Consider the following 25,677-nt stretch of genomic DNA (forward strand, 5'->3'; position numbering starts at 1 on the left):
GAATATAGTAAATCTACAATGCAAGGAAATAGACTTTAGAATTTGTACTTTATTTCTCTAAAACAACTAAAAACATTACGTGAGATTCTAACCTGTGCACAGGATTCTTATTAAGATAAGTTTTGGATTATTTTTATTTCCCTTAATCTGTAGCTGTACAAATTCTACAGAGACACCGCGTAGGCATATATGTGCGGGGAGAATCACCTCACAACAAGGACATTCTGTCGTTATTTATCCCGAGAGGCAGGACTATCCTTTACCTGAATATTCCTGGCCTACTCCACAACAACGGGTAATCACCGGGTATTCGTTTCATTGCCACGGATCCTTAATTTCTATCGAAACAGAGACGGGCACTCTCTATGATTGTGATGGATTGAACCATAGCTTGTGTAAAATCTTTCCCATTCATTCAAGAATTATTGACATTACGCGTTTATTAAATACACAAAATACTATCTCCATAATCGAAGGATTTTGTTGTCATAAACATTTTCGTTTTTTGAAAGCTTCCGGAGAGATGCTATCCACTAAGCATCTTAATGGAAATGCCGCTCTTTTATTCACCGATAAAGAACTTTCTATAGAGACCCTGAGTTCTCTCTTGCGCTCTCTCTATAAAAAGAAACATATCTACCCATGTTCTATAGATTTTATAACCACAGAACAAGCCCTAAGAAATGAGGAGTTTCTCATAACTCTAACACGAAAAAATGAGGGAACCTACCTAGCTATAGAAATGCTTTATGATCTAGAAAAAAATCAGCCTATAGAGACTCCCCCATCTCCCCTATCTTAAGAGATTTCCCTTGCGCTTATTAGAAAAGAACACGTACAGTGTAGACGCACTTTATGCCGGCGTGGCGGAATGGTAGACGCGGTAGACTCAAAATCTACTCTTAGCAATAAGGTGTTGGTTCGAGTCCAATCGCCGGCATAAGTTTTCTTTCTGAGTTTTTTCAGGTTGCTAATAAATTCGTTAGTAGTTTTTTTTAAGAAAAGCTACGTGCCGAACCCCTTGCTTCCTATGAAAGAACAAGCTCTCCTACTTCTCCTTAAAAAAAAGAAAGGCTTTTTCTTAGCTATTCTTGATCTTACTGAAACAGAGCCTTCATTAACTCCTGTAGAACTTGAAAAAGTATTACAGCAGAAAAAAACACTTCTATCTTGTATAGACAAAGTTGATAACCAGATTAAAGAATTTCGGCATTGTTTTACTCCGGTATTACCTCAAGATATTCAAGAAGAACTCTCGGACATTCGAGAAATCATCACGAAAATTCTTGATACGGACAAACTCAACTATCTGCAGAGAAAAAAAGAATTAGGGATTTATGAGCAGCAACGATTGTAAATCATGTTCTTCAACTCAAGAGTTGATAGAGATCAAATCTCGTATCACCCAATCTTATAAAGAAGCGGATACTATTCTTACAGCCATTCCTGATGGAATTATCCTGCTCTCAGAAATAGGCAACATTTTAATTTGTAATTCACAAGCTCGTGAAATTTTAGGTATTCCTGAAGAATTAGAAATATTGCAAAAACCCTTCACAGATTTTTTCCCAGAAACTTTCTTTGGATTTTCTATAAATGAAGCTTTGCAATCTTTACCCTCCCCAAAAACAATACGCCTAACATTGTCGAAAAATGATCAAGATCGTGATGCAGAAATCTTCGTAAGAAGAAACTCCTTAAATGGTTATCTTTTTCTATTAATTCGAGATCGCTCAGAATATAAGCAATTAGAAAATGCTATTGAAAGATATAAAAATATAGCCGAACTAGGGAAAATGACAGCAACCCTAGCTCATGAGATTCGCAATCCCTTAAGTGGTATTGCAGGATTTGCCTCCCTATTAAAAGAAGAGCTCTCTTCCCCACGTCATCAGCGTATGCTTTCCTCAATCATTGATGGAACACGTTCTTTAAACACTTTAGTTTCTTCAATGTTAGAATACACAAAATCCCAACCACTAAATCTAAAAGCTATAGACCTACAAGATTTTTTTTCATCACTCATTCCACTATTGTCGATCATGTTTCCCTTTTGCAAATTCGAACGTGAGACTTCAAATTCTATAATACGTTCCATAGATCCTGATAGAATGAATAGTGTGGTGTGGAATCTTGTAAAAAACGCTGCTGAAGCAACAGAATCCCCTATGACAGTTACCCTACACCCGTCGGGAGATATTTCGGTAACAAATCCGGGTCATATCTCTCAAGAGATTTTTGATAAGCTGTTTATTCCATTTTTTACAACGAAAGCTCAAGGAAATGGTTTAGGATTGGCAGAAGCTTTAAAGATCATGCGTTTGCACTGTGGTGACATTCACGTAGAAAATGCTAACGCAAATATCACCTTCACTCTAAAGATTCCCCAACCCTAAAATAAAGAATTAAAGATCGCTTGGAGGATTCCATCTAGTTGGTTGGTACTGTCGAGTTAACGTATCAGTGTAAACTCCAGCAGTTACGGTCCTCACAGCGCTTTCACAAATATCATGTACTTCTAAGATAAACGGGCCATTAAGACCGCTTCTCACAGATAAAAGCTGCTCTACAACTCTTATTAAACGATTCCATGTAATATTTCCCAGATTCTCATAGTTCAAATCTCCTAAAGGATTTGCGGCTCCTGGTGTTGTACCCTCACCGTGACCAATACTTCCTAAAACTAAAGGAATCTTACCAGAGAAGTTTGACATAGCTCTTAAGAAGTCATTTTCTTCTTCAGAGTAATTCTCCAACATGCCTCCTGCTCCTCTATGCATTTTCTGCAACATCGAGAATAAGAAACCTGTCCAACGTGGATAATCACTGAAAATCTGTAGATCTGTCACGTAGCTATAGCAAGTTGATAACCATTCGGTAAGCGTTCCCGAAGAAGTGCGGATTTCAGGGAATGCTTCGGCCAATTCATCAAATAGTTCATCCAAATGTGGTTGTCCCTGAGATGCTGCAACTAATGCATTAGCTCTTTGCGATATCGCTTCTATTTGATCTATAGTGCAGAAGCCCAACAATGCTAAGAACCATTCACGCAAACAACGCTGTTCGATAACAGCACGTTTTTGAGCATCTGTAGCATCCTCTGGTAGTTCTGCTTCTAAATATACTCCAGGACGTAATTGCCTGCAGGAAAGACCTGTTCCTATGTGGCCGAAAAATCTTGGAGCAGTAAAAGCAAGCATCTCTGAAAATTCGAGACGTTGAGTTTCAGTTTTTTTCCTTTGCTTAATGTGGGAGGATAAAGCAATCAACTGTGTAGCCAGCATCTGCATAGCACCCTCTTCACTATGTTCAGCCAGTCTATTTGCATCTCTGAGAAGGTCTTCCAGCTGATTATTTTCTAATTTCAATCGCGAGGTCTCTTCTGTATGCTGTAGATGACGATCCTGCATAGTCTGTTGTAGTTGAGATATCTGCTCTTGTAAACCCGCCTTCTCTTGATCATGCCGTATGCGTAAACCTTGAATCTCCTGAATAAGCCTTTCTTTTTCCTGCTCACTTTGTTGTAGCAGTTCTATATTTGTACGGTTTTGCTCAACCGTGTCTAATAGACGTGCATTAAGATTGAGTTTTTCTTGCTCTAATCTATCAATCTCATTTCTTAAGATATCTATAGAATTTCTTAATTCTCCCTCACCTCGTAAAGAACGGTGTAGATTATCAATATCGTTATCATAAGCACGGATATTCGCACGAAGTCGATCAACTTCTATTTTAAGACCTGCTATTTCCTCATCCTTAGCTAGAACTTCTTCTCTAAGGGTTGCATAGCGCAATTGCGAATCTGTTAGTTGTGTACGTGCTATAGAAAGAGCTTCTGAGAGATCTGCTCGTTCTCTAATAACAGCTTCTAAATCTACTGTTAATCTTCGAATTTCTCTTTGAAGAGCCTCTATTTGTGCATTAGAGCCGGGATTGCTCTCAGCAGTTAATACCAACTCTCGCAATTCCTCGTTTTCCAGACGTAGACGTTGTTTTTCTGCTTCTTGTCTATCGATGTCCCCTTGTAGCGCAAGAATCTTCGTATTTAAGACTCTTTCTCTCTGTTCTAAAGCTGCAATCTGTAAAGCTCGTCTTTCACTTTCTTGAGTCCCTTGAGAGATGCGGCTATTAACAACAGCTGCCTCATCGATAAGCTGTCTATACCTTACAAGCTGTTCTTGAAGCTGCTCAATAGCCATTTCTTTAACACTTATAGTGTTGCGGTAACGATCGATATCTTCTTGAGTATATTCTCCACCTAGTTGGCGATTACGCAGTCTTTCTACTTCTTCAGTTAACACTTCTATTTCCTGGGTAAGTCCTAAAAGTGTTGCTTCTTTTTCACGTAGGTTATTCGTTAATTGATTTATGGTCCCCGCAGAACGTAGATATCTATCTCTGTATTCACGATTAAATACTATCCTTTCAGATGTAGCTTCAATAAGTGATTGAATTTCTTTCTCTAAGTCAATACGTCGATTGGTTAAGTTCTCATCGCGTATGGATAAATTGATTAGCGACTCGTATGCCTGAGAGAGCCTGGATAATAAAATATTTTGCTCTTGCAATAGGGGTTGTAGACCCGCTACCAATCCTGCATGTTGCTGACCATTATCAGCATCAGTAGAAATTTGATTTTCCAATGATCTGATACGTTGAATAAGAGTATTTAAGGTCGTCTGTAAATGTGCAATAGTCTCGGTTTGATTTGCTTTTTCAATACTCACATCAGCAAGATCTTGAATGAGCAAATCTCTCTCTTGATATAGCTCCATTAAACGCCCATCGCGTCCCGTATCTCGCGTTCCTGTTATATGCTGATTGTAAGAACGATATAAAAGCTCAAGCTCCTCACCGATCCGCTCTTGCATTTCACGAAATTCCGATAAATCAGATAAAACACGATGTCTGTTTTCTGTTTCAGAAGATATGAGACGGTATAAATCCACTTCCTTTTTACGCAAATCTCTATCGAATTTTGCTAATAGATTCTCTCGTCCTTGAATTATTAATTTTGGATCGCCATTAGAATAAAAACCGTTTATAGCTAAACCACGAGCATCCGTTGCTGCTAACAAGCCCTGAAGTTGCGTCTGTAAATCTTGAATATTTACCTGTTGCGTTACTGTTTTCTTATTCGGTCGTGTTGACAAGTGTAGTAGCAAACTCGTAACCAACAAAACGCTCCCGAGAGCAATAAATGCTATCCCAATAAACATGGGGGTGGCCGGTAATAAAGTAAGAACTAAAGTTCCAGCACAAATAGCGAGAAGAGACAAACAAAACAGCCCAATACACGAGGCAAGCTGACACCGCGCTTTCCAAGCAGAGGAAATCTCTCCCCTCTCTAGAGGAGTTAAATCTGAAAACAAGGATAAACGAGATTGTGTAACGTCTGGATTCAACGAAGAAACCAAAGAGTTCGGTGTTGGAGAAGAAGCCATGCTATAAGTGCCCTAAATAAAATTAAGTCGAAATATTTTACTATCTTAAACTACTAAAAATCAATTGAAAAAAACCTTAAACACAGAAGTAAAAAGATTATTAAGAATAAATAAATCTTTCTTTACACCGAGTAATTCTATTTAGTAATAAGAAATCTTAACTTAAAAATTAATAAAATGCCTAATGACTATAGAAAGAGTGTTAATAGTAGATGATGAGCCCTTGCTCAGAGATTTTCTTTCTGAGCTTCTTTTATCCCGAGGATTTTCGCCATCTACAGCGGATAATGTTAAGCAAGGCTGTCAAAAGATACGTTCGGAGAAATACGACCTGATCATATCGGATATGAATATGCCCGACGGTAGTGGTATTGATATTATCAAAATAGCTAAAGAATGCTCTCCACAAACTCCTGTCTTAGTGATCACGGCTTATGGAACTATAGAAAACGCCGTAAAAGCGATGCACCACGGAGCGTTTAACTATCTCACTAAACCCTTCTCCTCAGAAGCTTTATTTGCCTTCATAGCAAAAGCTGAAGAACTGCAAGATCTTGTAAACGAGAATCTTTTGCTAAAGTCGCAAATTTCATTGGAATCTCATCCTCTAATTGCTGAAAGCCCTTCTATGAAGGATTTGCTATCTAAAGCAAAAAAAGCTGCTGATAGCTCTGCTAACATCTTCATTCACGGAGAGTCGGGATGCGGGAAAGAAGTACTTTCTTTTTTCATTCATAAAAACTCTCCTAGGGCCTGCCAACCTTACATAAAGGTTAATTGCGCAGCCATTCCAGAAACCCTATTAGAATCCGAATTTTTCGGTCATGAAAAAGGAGCGTTTACTGGAGCTACAGCAAAAAAAGCCGGGCGTTTTGAACTCGCACATACGGGGACTTTATTGTTGGATGAAATTACAGAAGTACCTATCAATCTTCAAGCAAAGCTCCTTAGAGCAATTCAGGAGAAAGAATTTGAACATCTCGGAGGGACAAAAACTCTATCCGTAGATGTGCGCATCCTAGCCACATCAAATCGTAATCTTCAGGAAGCTGTTGACCAAAAGATCTTCAGACAGGACTTATTTTATCGCCTCAATGTCATCCCCCTTTATCTCCCTCCTTTAAGAGAGAGAAAAGAAGATATTCTTCCCCTATCTCAATACTTCTTAGAAAAATTTTGTAGATTAAACAATAAACCTATAAAAACCCTCTCAGCAAGTGCTAAGACCGCGCTTCTTGACTACTCCTGGCCTGGAAATATCCGAGAACTCTCTAACGTATTGGAAAGAGTTGTTATCCTAGAAAGCCCTACTTATCTCACCGACACTATGCTGGCCCTATGCTAAAAACTCCCAACCCGGCAAGAGAGGGAGTTTTTCTTGAGTTTCGGAGAAACTTCTGTTAAGCTTTCTATCCTCAAAGGTCTCAGATCCCCTGGAACAGGGCTGCCTTAGGCACCGATAGCTCAATCGGATAGAGTACCTGGCTTCGGACCAGGTGGTTAGAGGTTCGAGCCCTCTTCGGTGCGTTAAAAACTTTTTAGAATAAAGAGCTTCCCTCGTATAATACAAGTAGGAGAATCTCTTTTTCTTTTTTCGACTTTTTTCATCTCCATATGTTGTATCAATCTTTTCACCATAAGGAGACGGTATGCACAATCCTCAACGTCGATCGGCAAGGCAAAAAAAAACTCCGAGAGATGAGATTGCCAATCTAGAAATTACGGGTAAATCCTTTCATGTTTCCCAACCTCTACGTCAGTTGATCATGGAAAAAAGCGGTCAACTACCTGTAGTAGATTCTATTCATGTAGTATTGACATCGCACAAAGAGAAGCAAGGAACCGAAGTGCATCTAACCGCGACTGTAGGGAAAGAGACATTCCAAGTAAAAACACAACACAGCAATGTTTATAGTGCTGTAATTTCGGCCTTTAAAAAAATTCGCACTTTAGCGAATAAACATCTGAAAATACGCCAAGACAAGAAGAAACATGACATAGGGCTATCAAAAAAAGAAGAGCATATCGTTGAGTTTCAAGAAGCTATTCATCTTTACGATGATATGTTACCCATAGAAACTATGGATGCATGGGATTCTTTAAAACAGTATGGTTATATCCCCGGATCTGCGAAAAAGACTCTCTCTAAGAAAAAAATCAATTTACCTGTTCTTTCTGAAGATGAAGCCGTTAAGAAATTCGAAGCTTCCCGAGATAAAGTACTAGTCTTCCTAAATGAAAAAGAGCATAAGATTCAGCTAATCCATAAACAAAACGACGACAACTATGTCCTCATCGAGCCTATCATCGCCCCAGGATTTCACATCTTCTAATGAACAGATATCTACAAATGCTGATTCTTTAACAATCTTTGATCCGATACGACATAAGATCCTGGCATCAACACCTGAAGAGAAGGTCCGCCAGGAGCTTATTGCCTTTTTAATCGAAGAATTGCTTTATCCCTCATCTTTGATTATTGTGGAAAAGGGGCTTAAAACCTTATTCCCTCTTCTTACCCGTAAGAATATCCGTCTTCCGCGCCGTCGTCCTGATCTTCTTGTTATAACGCCAGCAACTTATACAAATTTTGAAGGAAAAACTTATAATTTAGGAAATCCAAAACCACTTTTGCTTATCGAATGCAAAGCTCGGGTAATTAACCAACAAACAATGAACCAGCTGTTAAGCTATAACTATATTATTGGAGCCCCGTGTCTTTCTGTCGTATGTTATAGAAAACAACAAACAGGATTTTTAAATCCTAAAACACAAACATTAGATTTTTATCCAGGTCTCCCTAGCTACCCCCAGCTACTTTCTTACTATCTTAAATTAAATTCTCTACAATCTATAAATTAAAGACATGCACACCCTTACTCCGGCTATTGCACTACAAAATCTCCCCATAGGGAAAAACCATTGTGTAACCACAGTATTTTCCCCTCTGGGACTCCTTACATTCTTCGCAAAGCAAGGCCAATCTATTTATTGCGATTTCAGAGAAGCTCTTATCCCCCTGTCCTTAGGAATCTATAGTCTCGATTACTCTCCGCCAAAAATGCGCAAGCTAATCTGCGCAGAGATAAAAAATACATTTTCAGAAATAAAATCCTCTCTTCCCTTACTGCAAGCAGCAGGGAAAATGGCTCAAGGTATTTTAGAATCACAGTGGCAGGAAAAGCCCTCTCAAGAACTTTTTTCCTTATTGTTAAATTTCTTATATCGCTTACCAGAAAGTAAAAATCCTGAAATGTTTTCAGCAACTTTCTTACTTAAACTTTTACAATATGAAGGGGTGCTAGACCTGTCCTCGATATGCACATATTGTAAAAAAACTATTATTTCTCCGAATTTCTATCGTTATAAAGGCTTCAAATTTTGTCTAGACCACGGCCCTGAAGGGGCCGTCATTATAGAAAATGAAGAAGAGCAAATTCTCTTTGCTCTTCTCCATGCTAAAAAATTCCAAGATCTCTTACATCTATCAGATTTTCACTTGGAATTTTCAGAAAAGATTATTCGAATATTTGAAAGTACAATTCATGAAGATAAGAATAAGACTCTATCGGAGAGTAATCGTTCCCCCAGAGCCACTGCGAACTTCAAAGACTAAAGTAATAGGTGCTATACCTACTAAAGAATTGTGATACGTTTTATTCCAAATACCGCGCCCACGTTTTTCGAAATCTCCCTCTAGAACTACCTTCCCCTTTGTAGATACTTTCGTATGCACAATCACGCCTACATTCTTAGGGAAAGTCAATGTAAGAGGTTCTGACTCATTACTAACGGAAATCGTAGTATTTTGCTGCCAATTTCCTCGGAAATCTAAATCCATCTTACATGATGAACAAGCGAATACTAAAGAGGTGAGCTCAGGATAATTCCCCGTCAACTTAGCTCGTAAAAATCCGAATGATCCATTATAAACAATAGATTCTAATTTTGGAAACTCTCCAGACACATCAAAATGCACCCGTTTTTTTCTCTGTGCATGAATTTCCATAGTTTCCATATCAGGAAACTCTCCGGAAAAATTAAATCGATCTATATAAAATTTTTCGTCTTCGGAAATATAATGTTCAGAAAAGACTGGGTGATTTACCGATAACAATGCCGAGAATACAAAGAAAAAAATCGAAAGAAACCGCAAGGTTTACACCCCAAACTTGAAACTATGCTCAATATGAAAATTCAAGATAAAGAAATCAAGAAGAAGAGGCCTATGAGCAACTTCTATTGCGAAAGAGGGGACTCGAACCCCTAAGGAAAGCTCCACTACCACCTCAAGATAGCGCGTATACCAATTCCGCCACTTCCGCAAAAAAAATAGCTTAGCTAGGAAATCCCCTTTACCTCAAGAAAAAAAATGTTTCCGACTGAGTAAAAATGAAGTACATTAGGGAAAGATTTAACAATAGTTTCTAAGAATCATGCGTTGTACTGCCCATTGCACAGCTTCATCTTATAACTTGCACGTGCTCTTTCACTTACTAAAAACTCGCTTCCCTACGGTCTTATCTAGGGAATACGTTTTAGTATCCTCGGAAAATCCCGATAAATGTGACAACATTGCTGTATTTTTCCCCTTTGGAGTTGCTGTATTTTGGGGATGGGACGAATTTGAAGAAATCAAAGTCCTACAATCTATTGTTACAGCTTCTCCAGAAATCCTTCCCCAACCAGAAATCGATTGTTACAATTTCCATTATGGAGAAAAGCTTCAAATACGTAGGGATAGATTGATCCTAGCAGATTCGCAACTCAATACAAAGCTAGCTATATCTTTTGGTCTTGCTCAATCAGTAAAGCTCACCATATTCGAAGCTACTATTTATAAAACTATTGAGGATTCTAAACGCCTACCTCAAGACTTGGCTACAAAAGGAAAAATTTCGATGCCAAGGAAGGCTATAGCAAAAAAAATTGGTAAATTATTTTTGGATAAAGCCTCTGTAAATCTTCATTCTGATATTCTTGATGAACCCGACTTTTTCTGGGAACATCCGCAAACACAACCCATTTATATTGACGTTCTTAATTGCTTAGACATTAACTCTAGAATTAATGTTCTCAATCATAGATTAACGATCCTTGGAGATGTATTGGAAATTTTAAATGACCAACTCAATCACCAACACTCCTCATCATTAGAATGGACAATTATTTGGTTGATTATGCTAGAAGTTTCTGTCGCTTTACTTAAAGATGTGTTTAATGTCATTTAAATTACTTACAAATCTACCCATGCACTTATGTCGTGCTCTTATCCATATCTATAGATGGACAATTTCCCCTTTGTTAGGAAATCCATGTAGGTTTTTCCCCACATGCTCACAATATGGCCTGCAGGCTCTAAAACATCATGGGTGTATCAAAGGTCTCGGATTAACAATAAAAAGAATAGGAAAATGTGGCCCCTGGCATCCAGGAGGAATAGATCTTGTGCCTATGACTACTTTAGAGGAAGCTTTAGACGTTTCCCCGGTAATAGACGATGATGACTCATGTGATTCACACGCATAATCTCATCGATAGTCACTCCAAAACGACGTGCTATCAGCCATAAAGAATCTCCATCTTTTATAATATAATCTTCGCAAACAGCCTCTTGCGTATCCGTATCGAGGGTTTTCGCCGTATTGATAGCATCTGTAAGAAAAGAACGTGGTGTTGAGGCAACACGAGAAATAAAATTTTGACTATAGGGAGATTCTTTAGGAAGAAGATCAATAAATGTCTTTAAGTCCTCATCTGTAAACTCATGAATCACCCAATCTTCATCATGAACAAGTAATAATAAAGCTGCTAAAGGCTCTCCTACATTCATATAAGCAGATAAAATTTTTTGTCGTTGTTGATCAGAAATTTCCGTAGCACGGTTATTTTCATTACATAGAGAAAAAAATATTTGCTCTTCATTACGTATTACCATTCTTGCTAAGGAAGCAACAGAGGCTACTTGCTCATCAGCACCACAAAGCAACGTACGCAAATAGAGAAATTCAGGAGTATGACAAAAATGATACAAACAATCTTCGTCAACAACACCTTGCTCCAAGTTTTTAGAAATGGAAACAAATAAACCTCGAGATGTAAAAGGATAACGCTCATAAGATAAATAACGACGCACTAAGCTGTACTCTCTCTCATCGATATTAGGAAGCAACCAGGTTTTTCCATGGCTGCGCAATTGCGTGAATGTCAAAGGATGAGAAAGCGCACTGCCCACATCCAGATCGTAAGTATGGATAGCTACACTTAATGCCCATAATTTTAGCGGACGTCCATAAAGTAAATGATCTTCATCCAATAAACGATACAACTCCTCAAGAGAAGCTTTTGATAAATTCTCTAGAAAATCTTGGGGAATATATTTCACCCGACAACTCTTAGCAACTAAAGGACCAGAAAATAAACGTAGTTTATAAATATCCTTTCGGAAGATAGTTGAGTAAAACAAAAGTAAGAAAACAATATTTAATACCGCACTTAAAACTAATGCTTGCCATAGCCATCGACTCGTTTTTTGCAAGGTCATTAAAGATTACTCCTAAAACTTAGCTTCTCTCTGAACATTAAAATACTTGCCACTATACACTCCTCCTCGTAAAATCTGTCATAAAAACGTCTCATCTTTAATATCCATGCGAGTTTCTTTATCCTCATTACAAAGATTTTTTTCTTCTCCTTTACCTATAAAACAAATTATAGAAGCTTGTGATCATATAGGAATAGAAACTGAAATAGAAACACTTCTTACATGTTCATTCTCTTCTATCGTCACAGCAAAAATATTAAAAACAGTTCCCCATCCCAATGCTGATAAACTCGTAGTCGCTACTCTTTTCGATGGACAACAAGAACATCAAATAGTTTGTGGGTCCCCTAATTGCCGTCCTGATATCATAGTTCCTTTAGCCCTCCCAGGAGCAAAACTACATGATCACGAAGGCAACGCGTACACAATAAAAAAATCTAAACTGCGTGGTGTAGAATCCCAAGGCATGTGTTGCGGCGCAGATGAATTAGGCTTTGCCCATTTACAAACAACAGAAAGAGGACTCTTTGAATTTCCTCAAGACACGCCTTTAGGAGAAAGTGCCTGCGCTCTTCTTGCCGATACATTTATTGAATGTTCCCTAACTCCCAACCTAGGTCATTGCGCCTCACTTCTAGGCCTTGCTAGAGAAATTGCCCACGTAACAGACGTAGATCTTACTTTACCTCCAGAATTTGTGTTTACTCCCCTGGAAACAACTACAAAAGAATGCCCATCACAAGATCAAAATCTGTGTCCTATGTTCTGTTGTGTAAAAATTTCTGGAGTCTCTGCGGAGATTTCTTCTCAGGACCTGCAAAATGCTCTTGGAGAACTCAAACAAAAATCTATTAATTCCATTATAGATATCACCAACTATATTATGTTGTCTTTAGGACAACCTCTACATGTTTATGATGCTAAAACTGTGGATATTGATTCTCTCCATGTTCAAAAAGCACAAAAAGATGAATCTTTAAAACTCCTAAATACTGAAGAAGTCCTTGTCCCTCAGGGAACGGCTATCATCTGTGACAAAGATCATACAGTAGGTTTAGCGGGTGTGATGGGGAGTTTAGATTCGTCATTCAACAATTCAACAACTGAGATTATCCTAGAAGCAGCTTACTTTCTTCCGAAAGTCATACGTGCCTCTCAAACACATATTCCTCTACATTCTGAAGCTGCATACCGTTTCACAAGAGGCATTGATCCAAATAATGTTTTGCCTTCTCTTTATGCAGCCATTCATTATATACAAAGGCTTTTCCCCAATGCTCAGGTATCTCCTATTCATGTTTTGGGAGCTACACCTCAAGCGCTTAATTTATCCTTGCGTACAGAACTCATAGAGAAAATTCTCGGAACATCTCTAAACTCTTCTCAAATAAGTGAGGAACTGATTTCCTTAGGATTTAGCATTACTTCTAAAGAAAATACTATTTTATCCGTAAAAGTTCCTTCTTATCGCCATGATATCCATGAAGAGATTGATCTTGTTGAAGAAGTCTGCAGAACACAACCATGGAAAATAGAGAACAAGAAAGCTCCTGCTATTTACAGTCCCATGTACTCTCTTAAACGAAAGATTGTAGACTTTTTAGCAAATTCAGGATTGCAACAGTTTTTCACATGTGATCTTCTAGACACAGAAATAGCCGGATTCACTAGAGAAGAAACTGATCTCATCTCTTTACAAGGATCCAAACAAGCTACTGTGTTGCGTGATTCTTTACTTCCCGGCTTATTAAAAAGTACAGCAACGAATCTCAATAGACAAGCGCCCTATGTACATGCTTTTGAGTTAGGAACAACTTACAAAAAGAAAGATTCGAAATATCAAGAAACACAAAGTCTAGGAATTATCCTATCAGGGCAAGCAGAAGAGTTGTCTTGGATATCTCATGAGCGTCCTTTATCATTTTATTCAATAAAAGGATGGCTTGAAAAATTATTTCAATATTTACATGTTTCTTCACAGGCCTACACAATCCAACCTAGTGATCATGCAAACTTCCATCCCTACCAACAAGCGCAGATCTATCTTCATAAACATGTATTAGGACGATTTGGGACAATACACCCGCAGTTATGTAAAAAAGCCCAGATCAAGCATGCTGTATTCTTTGCCGAACTTTCGCTAGACTCTCTTCTACATACACAGAAGAAATCCTTACACTTATACAAACCCTATCCTATTTACCCCTCTTCATTCCGAGATATAACATTGACAGTTCATGAGTCTGTACCAGCGGATTCTTTACGTAAGAAACTTTTAAGTTTCCATTCTAAATGGCTTGAAAGTGTTTCCATTATCAGTATATATCAAAATAAGAACCCTACTACTCAGAATAAAAATGTTTCTCTACGCCTTGTATTTCAAGACAAGGAAAGAACATTATCTAATCAAGAAATAGAAGAAGAACATGAGCGTTTACTTGCTATGCTTAACACGCAAATAAACGATACAAAAGGAACGATCGATTCATGAAACAACTGCTTTTTTGCGTTTGCGCACTCTCTTTCTCATGCTTTACCTATGGGTCAGCTCTAAAACAAGATTCCTCCGTTATGAAGGAGACCTTCCGCAATAACTATGGAATTATTGTATCAGGAAGAGATTGGGTAAAACGGGGTTGTGATGGAACAATCACCAAAGTTTTAAAGGATGGATCTACCCTTTATGAGATCTACGTTCAAGGCCTTCTTCACGGAGAGATAACGTTAACCTTCCCCCACTCCACAACTCTTTCTGTAGTGAAAACTTACGATCAAGGAAGGCTCGCCTCCTATAAAACGTTCTTTTCTAATGGTTTACCTTCTCAAGAAGAAATCTTCCAAGAAGATGGGTCTCTTGTTGTCACTCGCTGGCCAGACAATAAAAATAACGATACTATTACTAAACCTTACTTCACAGAGACCACCTATCAAGGTCGCGTAATTGAAGGGAGCTACTCTTCATTTAATGGAAAATATACATCAACAATTCGCAATGGAGAAGGTATACGTTCTAACTTTTCTCCAAGTAATGTTCTTCTTTCCGAAGAAACTTTCACCGATGGCATTATGGTGAAAAGAACCACCTTCTACGCTACTAGAGACCCTGAAACTGTCACTCACTATACTAATGGCCAACCTCATGGATTGCGTTTAACTTATCTCCTAGGAGGAATTCCGAGTACTATTGAAGAATGGCGCTATGGATATCAAGATGGCACTACAACGGTATTTAAAAACGGTTGTAAAGCAGCGGAGATTCCTTTTGTAAAAGGATCTAAGGAAGGATGTGAATTACGCTATAATGAAGACGAAGTTATTGCAGAAGAAGTATCTTGGAGAAATAATTTCCCTCATGGTATGAGAAAAATCTATGCTGCCGGTGTCTATAAATGTGAATGGTATCACCGTGGACGCTTAGTCTCAAAAACAAAGTTTGAGAGACTTAATAATGCGGGATAATATAGTTTGCTTTCATGTCCGAGAATCTTTACTTAGTTTCTGATGATTCTAAATTTTCTCTATCGCAAGCCTGTTCTCAAGGCTTGCAGATAGCTAAACATCCCCCTCTACAAGTCATTGTCCATTTTCAAAATAACGCTGTTGTAAAAACTCAACTTTCCGTAGCTCCTGTTTTTTGTTGTCTTTTTCTTGGTCCAGGATCACACAAAGCTATGGAAGAAATTGTGCTATTGTGTGCCAAATATTCGCAAAAACTCAACATTCCACATTCTTCTTACATCAATACATCTATTTTATCCGAACAGCAAAAAATGATACTCGATTGCGTTGCAAACATCCCTTTTGGACAAACACGCACATATGGAGAGATCGCTAGAGAAACGGATATGCATCCGCGTACTGTAGGATCAGCTTGTAAAAACAATCCTTTTCTTCTATTTTTTCCTTGTCATAGGGTAATTGGAAGTAACGGTGAACGCCATTACTGCGCAGGAGAGCAAATCCAAAGCATCCTTCTTAATTTCGAGAGATCTTTAAGTTAGTCTTGTAACTTAGGATCTAAGGCGTCGCGAATACCATCCCCTATCAATGCTATGGCAATCAACAATGCCGTAAGCATAATAGCTGGGGGCCAAAGAATAGCACTTTCTGATGGGAAAGCTGTGACACCTTCTTTCATAAGATTTCCCCAAGATGCAGAACTTTCCTCACCAAGACCTAAAAATGTTAGCCCTGCTTCACAGCTAATCATCGCCATCATAGAAAATGGCAGTAGGGAAATAATAGGGACAATTGCATTAGGAAGTATCTGATGAACCATAATATGGTAGTGGCTATAGCACATATTCGTTGCAGCTAGTACATAGGACATATTGCGCTGCTTCAGAGTTTCTATTCTGATGTATCTGCTAAACCCTGTCCAACCAAAACAACCGAGTAGTATTGTATCTAGGATTAAAGACTTCTGCTGTGTTATCGAGACAACAAGCATCAAAATAAATAGCATAGGCATAGTTTCCCAAATCTCAGTAAATCTAGAAAGAACCATATCCGTAGTCCCTCCAAAATATCCTGAAATTAGACCTATGACTGTACCAATAAATAACGCAATAGCAACGGAAATTCCCCCGACAACTAAAGCTATACGAATACCAAAAATTAAAGAAGCTAGAAGATCTTTACGGTTAATGCGTGTAAGCTGCCACCAACGCACATACTTATTCATCTCACGCGAGCCTCCTGCATCATCTTCCCAATGAAATGTGGTGAGTAGCGGATTAATTAGAATACATAGTTTTTCAGATTCTTCATTAATCCATGCACGTTTATCCTGAATGAAGTTAATCGCACTGTGAATTTTACTATATTCTTCAAGAACTTGACGTGTTTTTATTAAATGCTTACGGAAAGGTTCTGCCTCTTCTTCTATCGAAGAATATGCCGAGAGTAAACTTTCATGCTGATCTTTATTATATAAAGCTAAGTTTAAATCATGCTCAACACGAGTAAGTGCCATAAGAAAAGGACGGTACTCATCAATTGCCCTGTACCAAGTTTGCAAAGAAGACTCGTAGGATGTACTCAAATTTTGTAGCCTTCTTTGTAAACGCTCCAAACATACCTGCTCATTTTTCATCTGAGAGTGATGCAATGTAGGCATTTGTGAGCCTTTATATCCTTCATAGGCCACACAATATTTCTGTAATTTCTCATGCTGCAATTTACGATATTTTGACTTTATCAAAATTCCTAATTGCTCGTACTTACTCATATACGTCTTTTCTAATTCCCAAGTACGCATATCTTTAGGAAGCAAAACTACAGTCTCTGCTCGGTTATTGGCAATTTGTGAAAGGATTTTTTCAGCACGTAATTTTTTAAGATTTTCATCTCCTGAAGGATCCTGAATATTCCCACGATATACAAAGATAAATCCTGAAATCTGAACAATAGCTAAAATTCCGATAATCACCTTACGAAGGCTTCCCTTAGAAAACTTACAACCTATAAAGAAAAAGGGTAGTGTTACCATGAACACATTAAAAAAAAGATCGATCGGCTTAGTGTAAAAACCCGGGAACCATAAATACCTAAATAATGGGAAAAAAAGAGAGCCTTCCCACTTCACTAAAATAGGCTTACTACTAGCAAACAAAGGCGCATAAATACCTACAAGTGATAAAAATATGACGAACTTCCAGGACAGTGAGGCAAGAAAATTCTTATGATATGCCTGAAAAAATCTGCGATAAAAAGAAGTGTGGGATTGCATAATTTTAAATCCTCTTCTTTCCTAGCTGTACTCTGGGATCCAATAGCACGTAGCAAATATCTCCAATTAAATAACCTAATAGAGATAAAGCCGATCCAACAAGAACAGAAAATAACACTACGTTATGATCACGATTCAAAATAGCTTGGTAGAAAAATCTTCCAAACCCATCGATATCGAACAAAGTCTCTACAACTAAAGCCCCTCCTAATATTGCTCCTAAGGATGAAGCAAGGGAGGTAATTAATGAGGATGCTGCGTTCTTCCCTACATGTTTTACAAGAATATCATAACGAGATACTCCGCGGGCTCGTGCTGCACAAATATAATCTTCACCTAGTATTTCTAAAAATATAGATCTGCTTAATCTTGATTGAGAAGCAAACGCTCCGTAACTTACAGCACAGAAAGGCAGGAAACTATGCGTTACAGTATCTATAAGCTTTCCGAAAGAACTTAACTGATTAAAAATTTCCGGAGAGGACCTTAGTCCATTATATGGCATCGGAATAGAGGTAAACGGTATGGTTTTATTGATGACAAAGTTATCAATAATCCACGGAACAGCAACAAAAACAGGAACAGAAAATAGAAATAGGAAAATGAAATTTAATGTGTGATCCAACCAACGATTTCTATTTAAAGCCATAATCATTCCGAATACTTGGCATAAAATAAATACCAAGATCATAGGCAAAACAGATAGCGTTAATGATGAACGTAATCGTTTAATAACTTCAGAAACTACTGTTTTATGAGAATCATTGCGTAAAGTTCCAAAATCCAAACGCAAAACACGCGACATATAACGAGCAAAACGAGTTTCTAAAAGGAATGTCTTCCAAGAGAAACGTTTGTAAGAAAAAGTTTCCATACCACCTTCTTTACGAAACCATTCTTTTAACGCTTCAACTTTAATGCCTATATCTTCCTCTGAGAGCAGTTTTACAAGCAAAGCATTGTTCTTAGAGACCTTCTCGTTGTATGCATACTGCTCCGAAGATAAACCTGAACCTATGATACCCTGACGGATAGCCCCCCGAATGAATAGATCTGCTGCAATATGACGATAGGAAGCATTTTTTGTATTATCGCTAGCCTCAAATAACAGTGCCGGCATAATAAATTTTGCGCGATCACCCCAGTAAACTTTTAGTTTGGAAAATGATTGCTTTTTAGATTTTTTATTCTGGAAATTATCTATTATCTCCTGAATTCCCGTTTTCACCTTAGCGTGTGACATACTGGGGCGAGTATTAAAGAAAATAGGTAGAGTCAAACCATAATATTCTCGAAATTGCAAGTAGCGATCCGGACCTTTGTACGTACGAATCTTATCTGATTTCCCTGCATCCCCATGAGCATCGACAGATTGATCTTCAATAACGTCTCCTGGAGCTGCATTCAGTATGATAAAATTAATCGAAACAATTGCAAAAAGTGTCAGGGGGATCAATATCAGACGTTTTAAGATATACTTGAGCACTCTTCCTCCTTCCTGTCTAGCCAAACCATATGAAGATTAACCATTTCGTCTTGAGCATCAGGTATCAAATCTGTCCTCTGTTTAGGGACAAAGACGTTTTTCACGTAATCTTTATAGAGTAAAGAATAGGTACGAGAGAATAGGAAAGCATAGGGAGACTCTTCATGAATAACTTCGTGGAAACGATGATATAAATCCATACGTTTACCGGCATCATATTCATAACTAAGTTGATCTATAATTTTATCAGCTTCGGAATTATGGAAACCAACAACATTGGCAGATCCTTTTTCCATTGCACCCTCGGAATGCCAAAGAGCTCGAGGATCCTCTGGAGGAGATCCTAGACACCAGCCAGTAAGCAAGGCGTCGAAATTCTTTTCTTCAAATGCTTGAGAAAGGTCGGCGGTATCTAATCCTAATAAACTACACTCAATGCCTATCTCTTTACAGACAGTAGCTACATATTCTGCAATAGTACGGCCTGTGATACTTTTAACATAATAACATAACCGGAAACGAAAAGGAATCACAGCTCCGTCTATGACTTTTTCTCGAATGCCATCACCGTCGGAATCTATCCAACCTTCTTCTTCCAATATACGAGCAGCTTCTTCTGGAGAATAGTGCCAACCTTCTACCTTTTGATTATAGGAAGGAGAAAAAGGTGAGAAAGGTCCACTGATTATATGAGCACGACCATCTAGGCACTCTTCTATAATCCTATCACGATCTATGAGCATATTCATAGCGCGTCGCACTTGACGATTCTCAAAAAACAACGAGTAACAATTCCAGCCAATATAGGCATAGGAACGATCTGGGTAGATCATTTCACGAATCGCTTCGCCTTTAGAAGCTTGATTTTTATAAGCAGAGGTTCTCATAAAACTCGCTAGATTATCCACATGATTCGGAGGTAGATAAGCTAAATCTAGTTTTCCTGCTTTGAAATCTTGAAATAAAGAGTCCGAGTTATCCTTAATATAGACGTAACGCTTCTCAACTAGAGCTTCCTTAAGATTGTAGTGGTTTGGATTCCTCGTAAAAACGAGCTTTTCGTCATCCATTCCAGAAAAGTAAAAGGCCCCACAACTAACAAGATAATTCATTGACCAATGTGTGGAGAAATTCTGTGCCCAAACGGAATCTTTACGGTAGATATCGGGATCGGAATCATCTTTAACGATCTTTTCTCCGTTAGCAAAATACTGGTATACGAAACAAGGTAGAGGCTGCAAACATAGAGTATTAAAAAAAGCAGAGTATAGAACTTTTTTCTCTTCTTTTCCTTCTTCATTTAAAAGATTATGCGCTTTCCAACGAACTATAAATTTCAAATCATCTTCTACAGTAAGGGAGACAATATCTTCAAAATACGAACGCAAGGCTACAGCACGCATTTCTGCAATATAGGGATTCATTACCGCGTCATAGTAAAATTTGAAATCATGTGCGGTCACAGGATGAGGCTGCATAAAATCATCAGCTAGTTGCACATGCTTAGGAAAACGTGTTGGATCTATAGGCACCCAAAATACATTAGGGCGTAAATAAATATGAAATTCGCGATCCCCAGAGCCATCTTCAACGCTATGTTCCTCTATTTTTAAAGCTAATCCTGGAGAAAATTCTTCGTATTTCCCCACATGTGCGTTTGCCAACCCTGGGACACATAAATCATATAGCTTCACGATATAATCGTAACCGTTAAAAGGACTCAAATTATCCGGTTTACCAACATGAGCCGTGCGCAAAATACCCTTAGGAGTAAAATCATCTCCTACAAGATTCCCTAAGGTTTTTTCCATATAAGGGTCTGGAGAAAGTAGATTTGGATAGCGAGGATCTCCAACTTCTATAAAGTTACAGCATGTAGTTACGGATAATGACGAGGGGTGTGGCGTGCTAGAAGACCGTGTAGCGTTATTCTGCTTTACGATACTAAGTAATTCTTGGATGTCTTGTTGCACATCTCGAACATTCATTTTGATTAACTTGATATCTTTTTCAAGCAAATCAGACGACCAGTATAACAAAACCAAAGAGGTAACAACTACACACTTTAAAATTTTGTCTATTATACACCGTTTATTCATATAAAACAGATCCTCTGCCAAAGACTACTATACTCTGACAGTTCCTGAAAAACATGTCTTTCAGCCTTTAAGCTTTTCAAGACTCTATCACTAGATCATTATAGCAAAACTCAACAAAAGCAGCTAAAAATTTTGATCCAATAGAGTTCTATCAAACGATAAAAATTATTTACTTTTTAAAATAGCGCAAAAAAAAAGCACTCTGCATGTACTTTTTAAAAAGATTCTCCTCTTTGACACTTATCTCGTTGCCTCAGACTCTAGTTTAATCGCGAAACCTAATAAAAATTTTACACTATCAACTAGAAAGTCTCTCATAGTGCTGGGTTCTTAAGACAATCTTGGTATAAAATTATAATTTTATTATTTGCGGCCTCTTTCTGCTCTTCCCTATACGCTTAAAACGCGATCTATTTTCGTCTTATTTGAATTAAACATTATGTATATTATAACCCTGAATCAAATAAAGAGTCTAAAAACACTACTTTATCTGATCTTAAACAAAATGAAAAATCCTTTTGAAGACGTTTTAAATAATCTTCTTTATTAATGCAATAATTTTAATCCAGACCGAAACCTTCTCTGTAATATACCAAGAGCCTCTATTCCTCTTTTAAGAATTTAAAAATAAAAAAAGATTATATAAAAAAATAGACCGATTTGCTTTCACAAATGCCCGAGGATGATTATAGCTATTCAAATACGGTGCAACATCTTCTTAAAAGAAAAATCCGCAATCAAAGGCTCTATAAATCTATAAGGGTTACTTTTGTGATTCGTGGGAAGGAATTGGTGCTCTATGATTTTCAAATTAAATTGAAAATGAGCGTTGAAATTACTTTGTTAAGCTAATGACTAGCTGTTTTGAATACTAATGAGAAACAGGGGTTCTCCCCTGTTTCCTCAACACAAGAGAAAAACTCTTATTCGTGAGTTTCGGAATTCTCGTTTCCGCTTTCGTTTCCGGATTCATTTCCAGAATCGCCGTTATCGCTTACCTTCACATCATCACTATCATCAGCAAAAACAGCTGTTGTACAAGCACATGAAGAAGCTAAAAGAAGCGCTAAGATTAATTTTTTCATTTTTATTCTCCTTGTTGTATATGCCAGATGAAAATATCTCTTCGCCGCGTCTAGAAAAACTAAAAACATGGGAAAAATCGATACTGGCATAAAGGTTTCCATAAACCTTATGAGAAAATAAGAATAATGCGCAATTAAAAAACTATGATGATCCGGATGTTAACTATATGTTTCTCTCTGTTTCAGGAATAAATAAACCCCGCATTATCTTGTGAATTAAACTGTTAGATTTTTCATGTTTTTCTGATTTTATTTATTCGAAAAAAACATCCTTCAGAAGCCGTTTTCAGACTTATTTCTAACATTGAAAAAGCTAACATTCTTATCCACTATAAGGCATAGGTTTATGTCTATAATATGGATGTCCATCCAAGTATATGATTTCCTGATCAGGATTTTCACTTTGTTCGAATTCATTTTCAGGACTATTATTACCAACCACTTTCACATTATTACTATCGTCAGCAAAAACAAATGTTTCACAAATACATGAGGAAGATAAAAGCAATGCTAAGATTAATTTTTTCATTTGATTCTCTTTTTATATTCCAACTAAAAACATGAAAAGAACAGTGTGTAAACTATCTAATCTTCCCAGCATTCTCCTCCTGAGCAAGAACCACCTTCACACCCACCTTCTTCTTTCTCCTCACCCTCTTCTGAACAAGAAATTCTATCAAAAGATGCCTCTAGGCTAAATACACGTTGTGTTTCACAAGAAGTTAATAATAAAAATGCTATTATTAGTTTTTTCATTTTACTCTCTTTCATTTAAGTGAATCGCATGCACACTATATTCTTAGAACAAATTAAATATAGTGAATGCTTTTAAGAAACAAATATCGTTTTCTCTTCTTTTTGCTGTGGCAATAGGTAGATCCCATAGAGAAGAATCAAAATACCCAACAACAAGGAAAGTATCGCCACAGGAATGGGCATTAACCCTAATGAAATACATCCTTGAATAAACATCTCAGAAATTGCACATGATGTAAAAACAAGATAGACCGCCCCAGATCCACATAAAGCTAAGACAAGCCCAAAAATAGCCACGGCGCTGGCTATTTCGTAACGAGTCCGAACAGAGAAACGTGCTCGCCACGAAACGCTCATCCTATCGCACAAACTGTTTCGCATTATCGTATCATTATCGACATCAATACTTTTCATAAATAAGATGCTCTATAAACTAGGAGAATTATTATAAAGAATAAGAAGAAAAAATTAATAACTATTGTATTCTATTCCATAGAATTTAATTAGTTTTCTTGATTTTTTGTAATCTCTTTTTTTCAATTCTTCATATATACGCAAGCCCTTAGCATTCATTCCTTGTTGAAAATAAAGAATACCTAGCTTAGTCATAGTCTCCACATCAGTAGGTTTTAGCTTGAGAATCATTTCGTACTCTTGGATTTCTTCTAGAGGCATCTGTAAATCATGATAACTATAAGCCAATTGTGCATGCACCCAAGCATTACCCGGAGCATATTCATTTAAAATTTTGAATTCCTCTATCGCACGTTGTGCTGTTGTGAAAAATTTTTCTTGAACTTCTTCTCCATATCTCCCTGGGGGGACCCAGTAATTAGCATCAAATTCAGGATATTTCCTTGGATCAGCGTAGAGACCGGAAAGAGCTACGTAGGCATCCGCTAAGGATACATGCGCTCCGAGATCTACAGGAATAGATTGTACAACCTTAATGTAGGCATCTATAGACTTCTGTAATAAACACTCTCGAAATAGAAAATAATCTTTCCAGAAGCAAAAACAACTAAACTTCCTAATAAAATCATGTTGAGGAAGAAAATTCAGTATACTAGATAAGAGGGTGTATTCTTGATTTTGTAAATCTATAGCAAGTTTTGTCGCAGAGGACGCTAAATGTGTTTGTTCTTCAACGATATTTTGTTTCCCATTAAATAAGGCTTGCGCATTTCTTAAATAACTTATTGCTAGATTTTCAAAAAAATCTGGCTTCCCTGACAATATGTATAAACGTACAACAAGACAAACAAACAGAGTTAAAAAGAAACAGGCAAGACAAAATGCAGGAACAATAGTTTTCCCAGAAAATAAGAAAAAATAAAGAAATACACCTAGTTCGGCAGCCATTAATAATAAACATCCGAATAACAATAAACTATGTCGGATAAGATATTGGCGTAATTTTTGGTGTGTTTTTTTACATAAAGCTTCTAGAGTTGGGAGAGCATTATTTAACTTCATGTATCTTACAAACTCATCTTAATTTTATGGGAAATTATGCAAGTAATTGTTTTAATGCAATAGCTCCAATATTATTAAATAATAAAGCTTGTTACTATGGTTTCTGCTTACCTATTAGCAAATTTTGGCGGTCCTCGTCATCCTAATGACATTGAAGTTTTCCTAACTTCATTACTTACAGATCGTGATGTTACTGGAGGATTTCTTCCTTCTTTCATCCACAAACGTTTATTTTCATTTATAGCTAGAAAACGCACACCTAAGGTTCTTCCCCAATACAATTGTATCGGTGGATTTTCTCCTATATATCAAGATACAGAATCACTTGCACAAACTCTATCTTTGCAGCTAGATACTCCTGTAATTACCTTTCACCGCTATTTACCTGATACACACCAGCACACAATTCAGAAGTTAAAAGCTCTTGGAAATTGTCCAATTGTTGGTGTTCCCCTATTCCCACATTTTACTTATGCTGTTACAGGAAGTATTGTGAGATTTATCCGCAACCAACTTCCATCACTAAACATCTCTTGGGTGCCCCATTTTGGAACTCATCCGCAGTTTATTTCATGTATGATTGATCATATCCTGAAATTTTTACAATCCCACGATATCCCTACAAATGACTGCTGTCTATTATTTTCTGCTCACGGACTTCCTATGAGATACGTGAATAAAGGTGATCCTTATAACATGCAATGTGAAAAATCTTTCAAGGCTATTTCTGAAAGATTAGAAAACATAGAAACTCATCTTTGTTATCAATCGAAGTTTGGCCCTGGGAAATGGTTAACACCGTCAACAAAAGATAAGTGTGCGAGATTAAATACGGATAAAAAATATGTGCTGATTGTACCTTTTGGATTTACTTCGGATCACATAGAAACTCTTTATGAAATAGAAAAAGAGTATATATCCATACTTATAGAGAGGAAATACCGAGCGTTGCGCATACCTGCTATTTATCAATCTCCTCAATGGGTAGAATCATTAGCAACAATTATTCAAAGTACGCCGTATGTAGAGAATAAAAGTTTAATAAAATCGCAATAG

The 25,677-nt window shown here is 37.4% G+C and carries 24 protein-coding genes and 3 tRNA genes; 15 read left to right on the forward strand and 12 right to left on the reverse strand.

The annotated features are described in order from the left end of the window. Positions 1-94 precede the first annotated feature (94 nt). From O1W70_RS02090 to O1W70_RS02105, 4 genes are all read left to right on the forward strand, one after another. Positions 95-802: a hypothetical protein gene (locus O1W70_RS02090; protein WP_332380689.1), complete on the forward strand. Its 708-nt coding sequence runs from the start codon at positions 95-97 to the stop codon at positions 800-802. Between the two features lie 55 nt (positions 803-857). After that, a tRNA-Leu gene (locus O1W70_RS02095) sits at positions 858-940 on the forward strand. 90 nt (positions 941-1,030) lie between these two features. Next, entirely contained in the window at positions 1,031-1,357 is a 327-nt protein-coding gene (locus tag O1W70_RS02100) for a hypothetical protein (RefSeq protein ID WP_332381148.1), read from the forward strand. After that, positions 1,338-2,396 (forward strand): histidine kinase dimerization/phospho-acceptor domain-containing protein, encoded by a 1,059-nt coding sequence (locus O1W70_RS02105; protein WP_332380690.1) that lies wholly within the window; start codon positions 1,338-1,340, stop codon positions 2,394-2,396. Before O1W70_RS02100 ends, O1W70_RS02105 begins: the two co-directional genes overlap by 20 nt. Before the next feature lie 9 nt (positions 2,397-2,405). On the opposite strand, the gene O1W70_RS02110 is transcribed toward O1W70_RS02105, so the two are convergent. Then, entirely contained in the window at positions 2,406-5,444 is a 3,039-nt protein-coding gene (locus O1W70_RS02110) for a hypothetical protein (RefSeq protein WP_375797311.1), read from the reverse strand. A gap of 184 nt (positions 5,445-5,628) precedes the next feature. On the opposite strand from O1W70_RS02110, the gene O1W70_RS02115 reads away from it, so the two are divergent. The 5 genes from O1W70_RS02115 to recO all read left to right on the forward strand — a co-directional run bounded on the left by O1W70_RS02115 (position 5,629) and on the right by recO (position 9,060). After that, a complete protein-coding gene (locus O1W70_RS02115; protein ID WP_332380692.1) occupies positions 5,629-6,789 on the forward strand; it encodes a sigma-54 dependent transcriptional regulator in 1,161 nt (386 codons plus the stop codon). Positions 6,790-6,897: 108 nt separating this feature from the next. After that, positions 6,898-6,971: transfer RNA gene (locus O1W70_RS02120), tRNA-Arg, on the forward strand. Between the two features lie 122 nt (positions 6,972-7,093). Beyond that, on the forward strand, positions 7,094-7,777 hold the full coding sequence (locus O1W70_RS02125) for an HPF/RaiA family ribosome-associated protein (RefSeq protein ID WP_332380693.1): 684 nt from the start codon (positions 7,094-7,096) through the stop codon (positions 7,775-7,777). After that, the gene (locus O1W70_RS02130) at positions 7,731-8,306 is read left to right on the forward strand and encodes a type I restriction enzyme HsdR N-terminal domain-containing protein (RefSeq protein WP_332380694.1); all 576 of its coding nucleotides are present in this window, start codon (positions 7,731-7,733) and stop codon (positions 8,304-8,306) included. Before O1W70_RS02125 ends, O1W70_RS02130 begins: the two co-directional genes overlap by 47 nt. 4 nt (positions 8,307-8,310) lie before the next feature. Further along, on the forward strand, positions 8,311-9,060 hold the full coding sequence (gene recO, locus O1W70_RS02135; protein WP_332380695.1) for a DNA repair protein RecO: 750 nt from the start codon (positions 8,311-8,313) through the stop codon (positions 9,058-9,060). On the opposite strand, the gene O1W70_RS02140 is transcribed toward recO, so the two are convergent. Together O1W70_RS02140 and O1W70_RS02145 are read right to left on the reverse strand one after the other, a co-directional pair. Beyond that, positions 9,010-9,600: a hypothetical protein gene (locus O1W70_RS02140; protein WP_332380696.1), complete on the reverse strand. Its 591-nt coding sequence runs from the start codon at positions 9,598-9,600 to the stop codon at positions 9,010-9,012. The two genes, recO and O1W70_RS02140, sit on opposite strands and share 51 nt — an antisense overlap. Positions 9,601-9,687: 87 nt before the next feature. Further along, positions 9,688-9,769, reverse strand: a tRNA-Leu gene (locus O1W70_RS02145). Positions 9,770-9,880: 111 nt separating this feature from the next. Between O1W70_RS02145 and O1W70_RS02150 the strand changes: the two genes are divergently transcribed. Further along, complete coding sequence (locus O1W70_RS02150; protein WP_332380697.1) at positions 9,881-10,675, forward strand: RMD1 family protein; 795 nt, start codon at positions 9,881-9,883, stop codon at positions 10,673-10,675. Continuing rightward, a complete protein-coding gene (gene yidD / locus O1W70_RS02155; protein ID WP_332380698.1) occupies positions 10,665-10,973 on the forward strand; it encodes a membrane protein insertion efficiency factor YidD in 309 nt (102 codons plus the stop codon). The genes O1W70_RS02150 and yidD overlap by 11 nt, the downstream gene beginning before the upstream one ends. Here the strand turns inward: yidD and O1W70_RS02160 are convergent. Next, positions 10,903-11,988, reverse strand: coding sequence for a LysM peptidoglycan-binding domain-containing protein (locus tag O1W70_RS02160; protein ID WP_332380699.1), 1,086 nt, complete (start codon positions 11,986-11,988; stop codon positions 10,903-10,905). The two genes, yidD and O1W70_RS02160, sit on opposite strands and share 71 nt — an antisense overlap. A 106-nt stretch (positions 11,989-12,094) precedes the next feature. Here O1W70_RS02160 and pheT point away from each other — a divergent pair, with 106 nt between their 5' ends. From pheT to O1W70_RS02175, 3 genes are read left to right on the forward strand one after another with little or no spacing between them, the layout of a single operon-like run. Next, the gene (pheT, locus tag O1W70_RS02165; protein WP_375797322.1) at positions 12,095-14,479 is read left to right on the forward strand and encodes a phenylalanine--tRNA ligase subunit beta; all 2,385 of its coding nucleotides are present in this window, start codon (positions 12,095-12,097) and stop codon (positions 14,477-14,479) included. Next, positions 14,476-15,447, forward strand: a complete 972-nt coding sequence (locus O1W70_RS02170; protein ID WP_332380700.1) for a toxin-antitoxin system YwqK family antitoxin — start codon at positions 14,476-14,478, stop codon at positions 15,445-15,447. The genes pheT and O1W70_RS02170 overlap by 4 nt, the downstream gene beginning before the upstream one ends. Before the next feature lie 14 nt (positions 15,448-15,461). After that, on the forward strand, positions 15,462-15,989 hold the full coding sequence (locus tag O1W70_RS02175; protein ID WP_332380701.1) for a methylated-DNA--[protein]-cysteine S-methyltransferase: 528 nt from the start codon (positions 15,462-15,464) through the stop codon (positions 15,987-15,989). Here O1W70_RS02175 and O1W70_RS02180 read toward each other — a convergent pair. From O1W70_RS02180 to O1W70_RS02215, 8 genes are all read right to left on the reverse strand, one after another. Further along, positions 15,986-17,719, reverse strand: coding sequence for an ABC transporter permease subunit (locus O1W70_RS02180; RefSeq protein WP_332380702.1), 1,734 nt, complete (start codon positions 17,717-17,719; stop codon positions 15,986-15,988). The two genes, O1W70_RS02175 and O1W70_RS02180, sit on opposite strands and share 4 nt — an antisense overlap. 4 nt (positions 17,720-17,723) lie before the next feature. Further along, on the reverse strand, positions 17,724-19,205 hold the full coding sequence (locus tag O1W70_RS02185) for an ABC transporter permease (RefSeq protein WP_332380703.1): 1,482 nt from the start codon (positions 19,203-19,205) through the stop codon (positions 17,724-17,726). Beyond that, positions 19,187-21,304, reverse strand: coding sequence for an ABC transporter substrate-binding protein (locus O1W70_RS02190; RefSeq protein ID WP_375797312.1), 2,118 nt, complete (start codon positions 21,302-21,304; stop codon positions 19,187-19,189). The genes O1W70_RS02185 and O1W70_RS02190 overlap by 19 nt, the downstream gene beginning before the upstream one ends. A 923-nt stretch (positions 21,305-22,227) precedes the next feature. Continuing rightward, positions 22,228-22,389, reverse strand: coding sequence for a hypothetical protein (locus O1W70_RS02195; protein ID WP_332380704.1), 162 nt, complete (start codon positions 22,387-22,389; stop codon positions 22,228-22,230). Between the two features lie 322 nt (positions 22,390-22,711). Next, positions 22,712-22,918: a hypothetical protein gene (locus tag O1W70_RS02200; protein WP_332380705.1), complete on the reverse strand. Its 207-nt coding sequence runs from the start codon at positions 22,916-22,918 to the stop codon at positions 22,712-22,714. A gap of 56 nt (positions 22,919-22,974) precedes the next feature. Further along, positions 22,975-23,145 (reverse strand): hypothetical protein, encoded by a 171-nt coding sequence (locus O1W70_RS02205; protein WP_332380706.1) that lies wholly within the window; start codon positions 23,143-23,145, stop codon positions 22,975-22,977. A gap of 72 nt (positions 23,146-23,217) precedes the next feature. Beyond that, on the reverse strand, positions 23,218-23,559 hold the full coding sequence (locus O1W70_RS02210; RefSeq protein WP_332380707.1) for a hypothetical protein: 342 nt from the start codon (positions 23,557-23,559) through the stop codon (positions 23,218-23,220). Between the two features lie 54 nt (positions 23,560-23,613). Continuing rightward, a complete protein-coding gene (locus tag O1W70_RS02215; RefSeq protein WP_332380708.1) occupies positions 23,614-24,621 on the reverse strand; it encodes a hypothetical protein in 1,008 nt (335 codons plus the stop codon). Between the two features lie 96 nt (positions 24,622-24,717). On the opposite strand from O1W70_RS02215, the gene hemH reads away from it, so the two are divergent. After that, entirely contained in the window at positions 24,718-25,677 is a 960-nt protein-coding gene (gene hemH, locus O1W70_RS02220) for a ferrochelatase (protein ID WP_332380709.1), read from the forward strand.

The organism is Chlamydia sp. 16-02 (genome assembly GCF_042235055.1).
In the GTDB taxonomy this organism is placed as follows: Bacteria; Chlamydiota; Chlamydiia; order Chlamydiales; family Chlamydiaceae; genus Chlamydia.

Excerpts from the sequence above, each read along its gene's own strand:
- recO (WP_332380695.1), top strand. The coding sequence starts at position 8,311 with ATGCACACCCTTACTCCGGCTATTGCACTACAAAATCTCCCCATAGGG.
- O1W70_RS02205 (WP_332380706.1), bottom strand. The coding sequence starts at position 23,145 with ATGAAAAAACTAATAATAGCATTTTTATTATTAACTTCTTGTGAAACA.
- O1W70_RS02115 (WP_332380692.1), top strand. The coding sequence starts at position 5,629 with ATGACTATAGAAAGAGTGTTAATAGTAGATGATGAGCCCTTGCTCAGA.
- O1W70_RS02100 (WP_332381148.1), top strand. The coding sequence starts at position 1,031 with ATGAAAGAACAAGCTCTCCTACTTCTCCTTAAAAAAAAGAAAGGCTTT.
- O1W70_RS02125 (WP_332380693.1), top strand. The coding sequence starts at position 7,094 with ATGCACAATCCTCAACGTCGATCGGCAAGGCAAAAAAAAACTCCGAGA.
- O1W70_RS02170 (WP_332380700.1), top strand. The coding sequence starts at position 14,476 with ATGAAACAACTGCTTTTTTGCGTTTGCGCACTCTCTTTCTCATGCTTT.
- O1W70_RS02160 (WP_332380699.1), bottom strand. The coding sequence starts at position 11,988 with ATGACCTTGCAAAAAACGAGTCGATGGCTATGGCAAGCATTAGTTTTA.
- O1W70_RS02180 (WP_332380702.1), bottom strand. The coding sequence starts at position 17,719 with ATGCAATCCCACACTTCTTTTTATCGCAGATTTTTTCAGGCATATCAT.
- O1W70_RS02210 (WP_332380707.1), bottom strand. The coding sequence starts at position 23,559 with ATGAAAAGTATTGATGTCGATAATGATACGATAATGCGAAACAGTTTG.
- O1W70_RS02150 (WP_332380697.1), top strand. The coding sequence starts at position 9,881 with ATGCGTTGTACTGCCCATTGCACAGCTTCATCTTATAACTTGCACGTG.
- hemH (WP_332380709.1), top strand. The coding sequence starts at position 24,718 with ATGGTTTCTGCTTACCTATTAGCAAATTTTGGCGGTCCTCGTCATCCT.
- pheT (WP_375797322.1), top strand. The coding sequence starts at position 12,095 with ATGCGAGTTTCTTTATCCTCATTACAAAGATTTTTTTCTTCTCCTTTA.
- O1W70_RS02110 (WP_375797311.1), bottom strand. The coding sequence starts at position 5,444 with ATGGCTTCTTCTCCAACACCGAACTCTTTGGTTTCTTCGTTGAATCCA.
- O1W70_RS02190 (WP_375797312.1), bottom strand. The coding sequence starts at position 21,304 with ATGAATAAACGGTGTATAATAGACAAAATTTTAAAGTGTGTAGTTGTT.
- O1W70_RS02215 (WP_332380708.1), bottom strand. The coding sequence starts at position 24,621 with ATGAAGTTAAATAATGCTCTCCCAACTCTAGAAGCTTTATGTAAAAAA.
- O1W70_RS02175 (WP_332380701.1), top strand. The coding sequence starts at position 15,462 with ATGTCCGAGAATCTTTACTTAGTTTCTGATGATTCTAAATTTTCTCTA.
- O1W70_RS02195 (WP_332380704.1), bottom strand. The coding sequence starts at position 22,389 with ATGAAAAAATTAATCTTAGCGCTTCTTTTAGCTTCTTCATGTGCTTGT.
- O1W70_RS02130 (WP_332380694.1), top strand. The coding sequence starts at position 7,731 with ATGTCCTCATCGAGCCTATCATCGCCCCAGGATTTCACATCTTCTAAT.
- O1W70_RS02200 (WP_332380705.1), bottom strand. The coding sequence starts at position 22,918 with ATGAAAAAATTAATCTTAGCATTGCTTTTATCTTCCTCATGTATTTGT.
- O1W70_RS02105 (WP_332380690.1), top strand. The coding sequence starts at position 1,338 with ATGAGCAGCAACGATTGTAAATCATGTTCTTCAACTCAAGAGTTGATA.
- yidD (WP_332380698.1), top strand. The coding sequence starts at position 10,665 with ATGTCATTTAAATTACTTACAAATCTACCCATGCACTTATGTCGTGCT.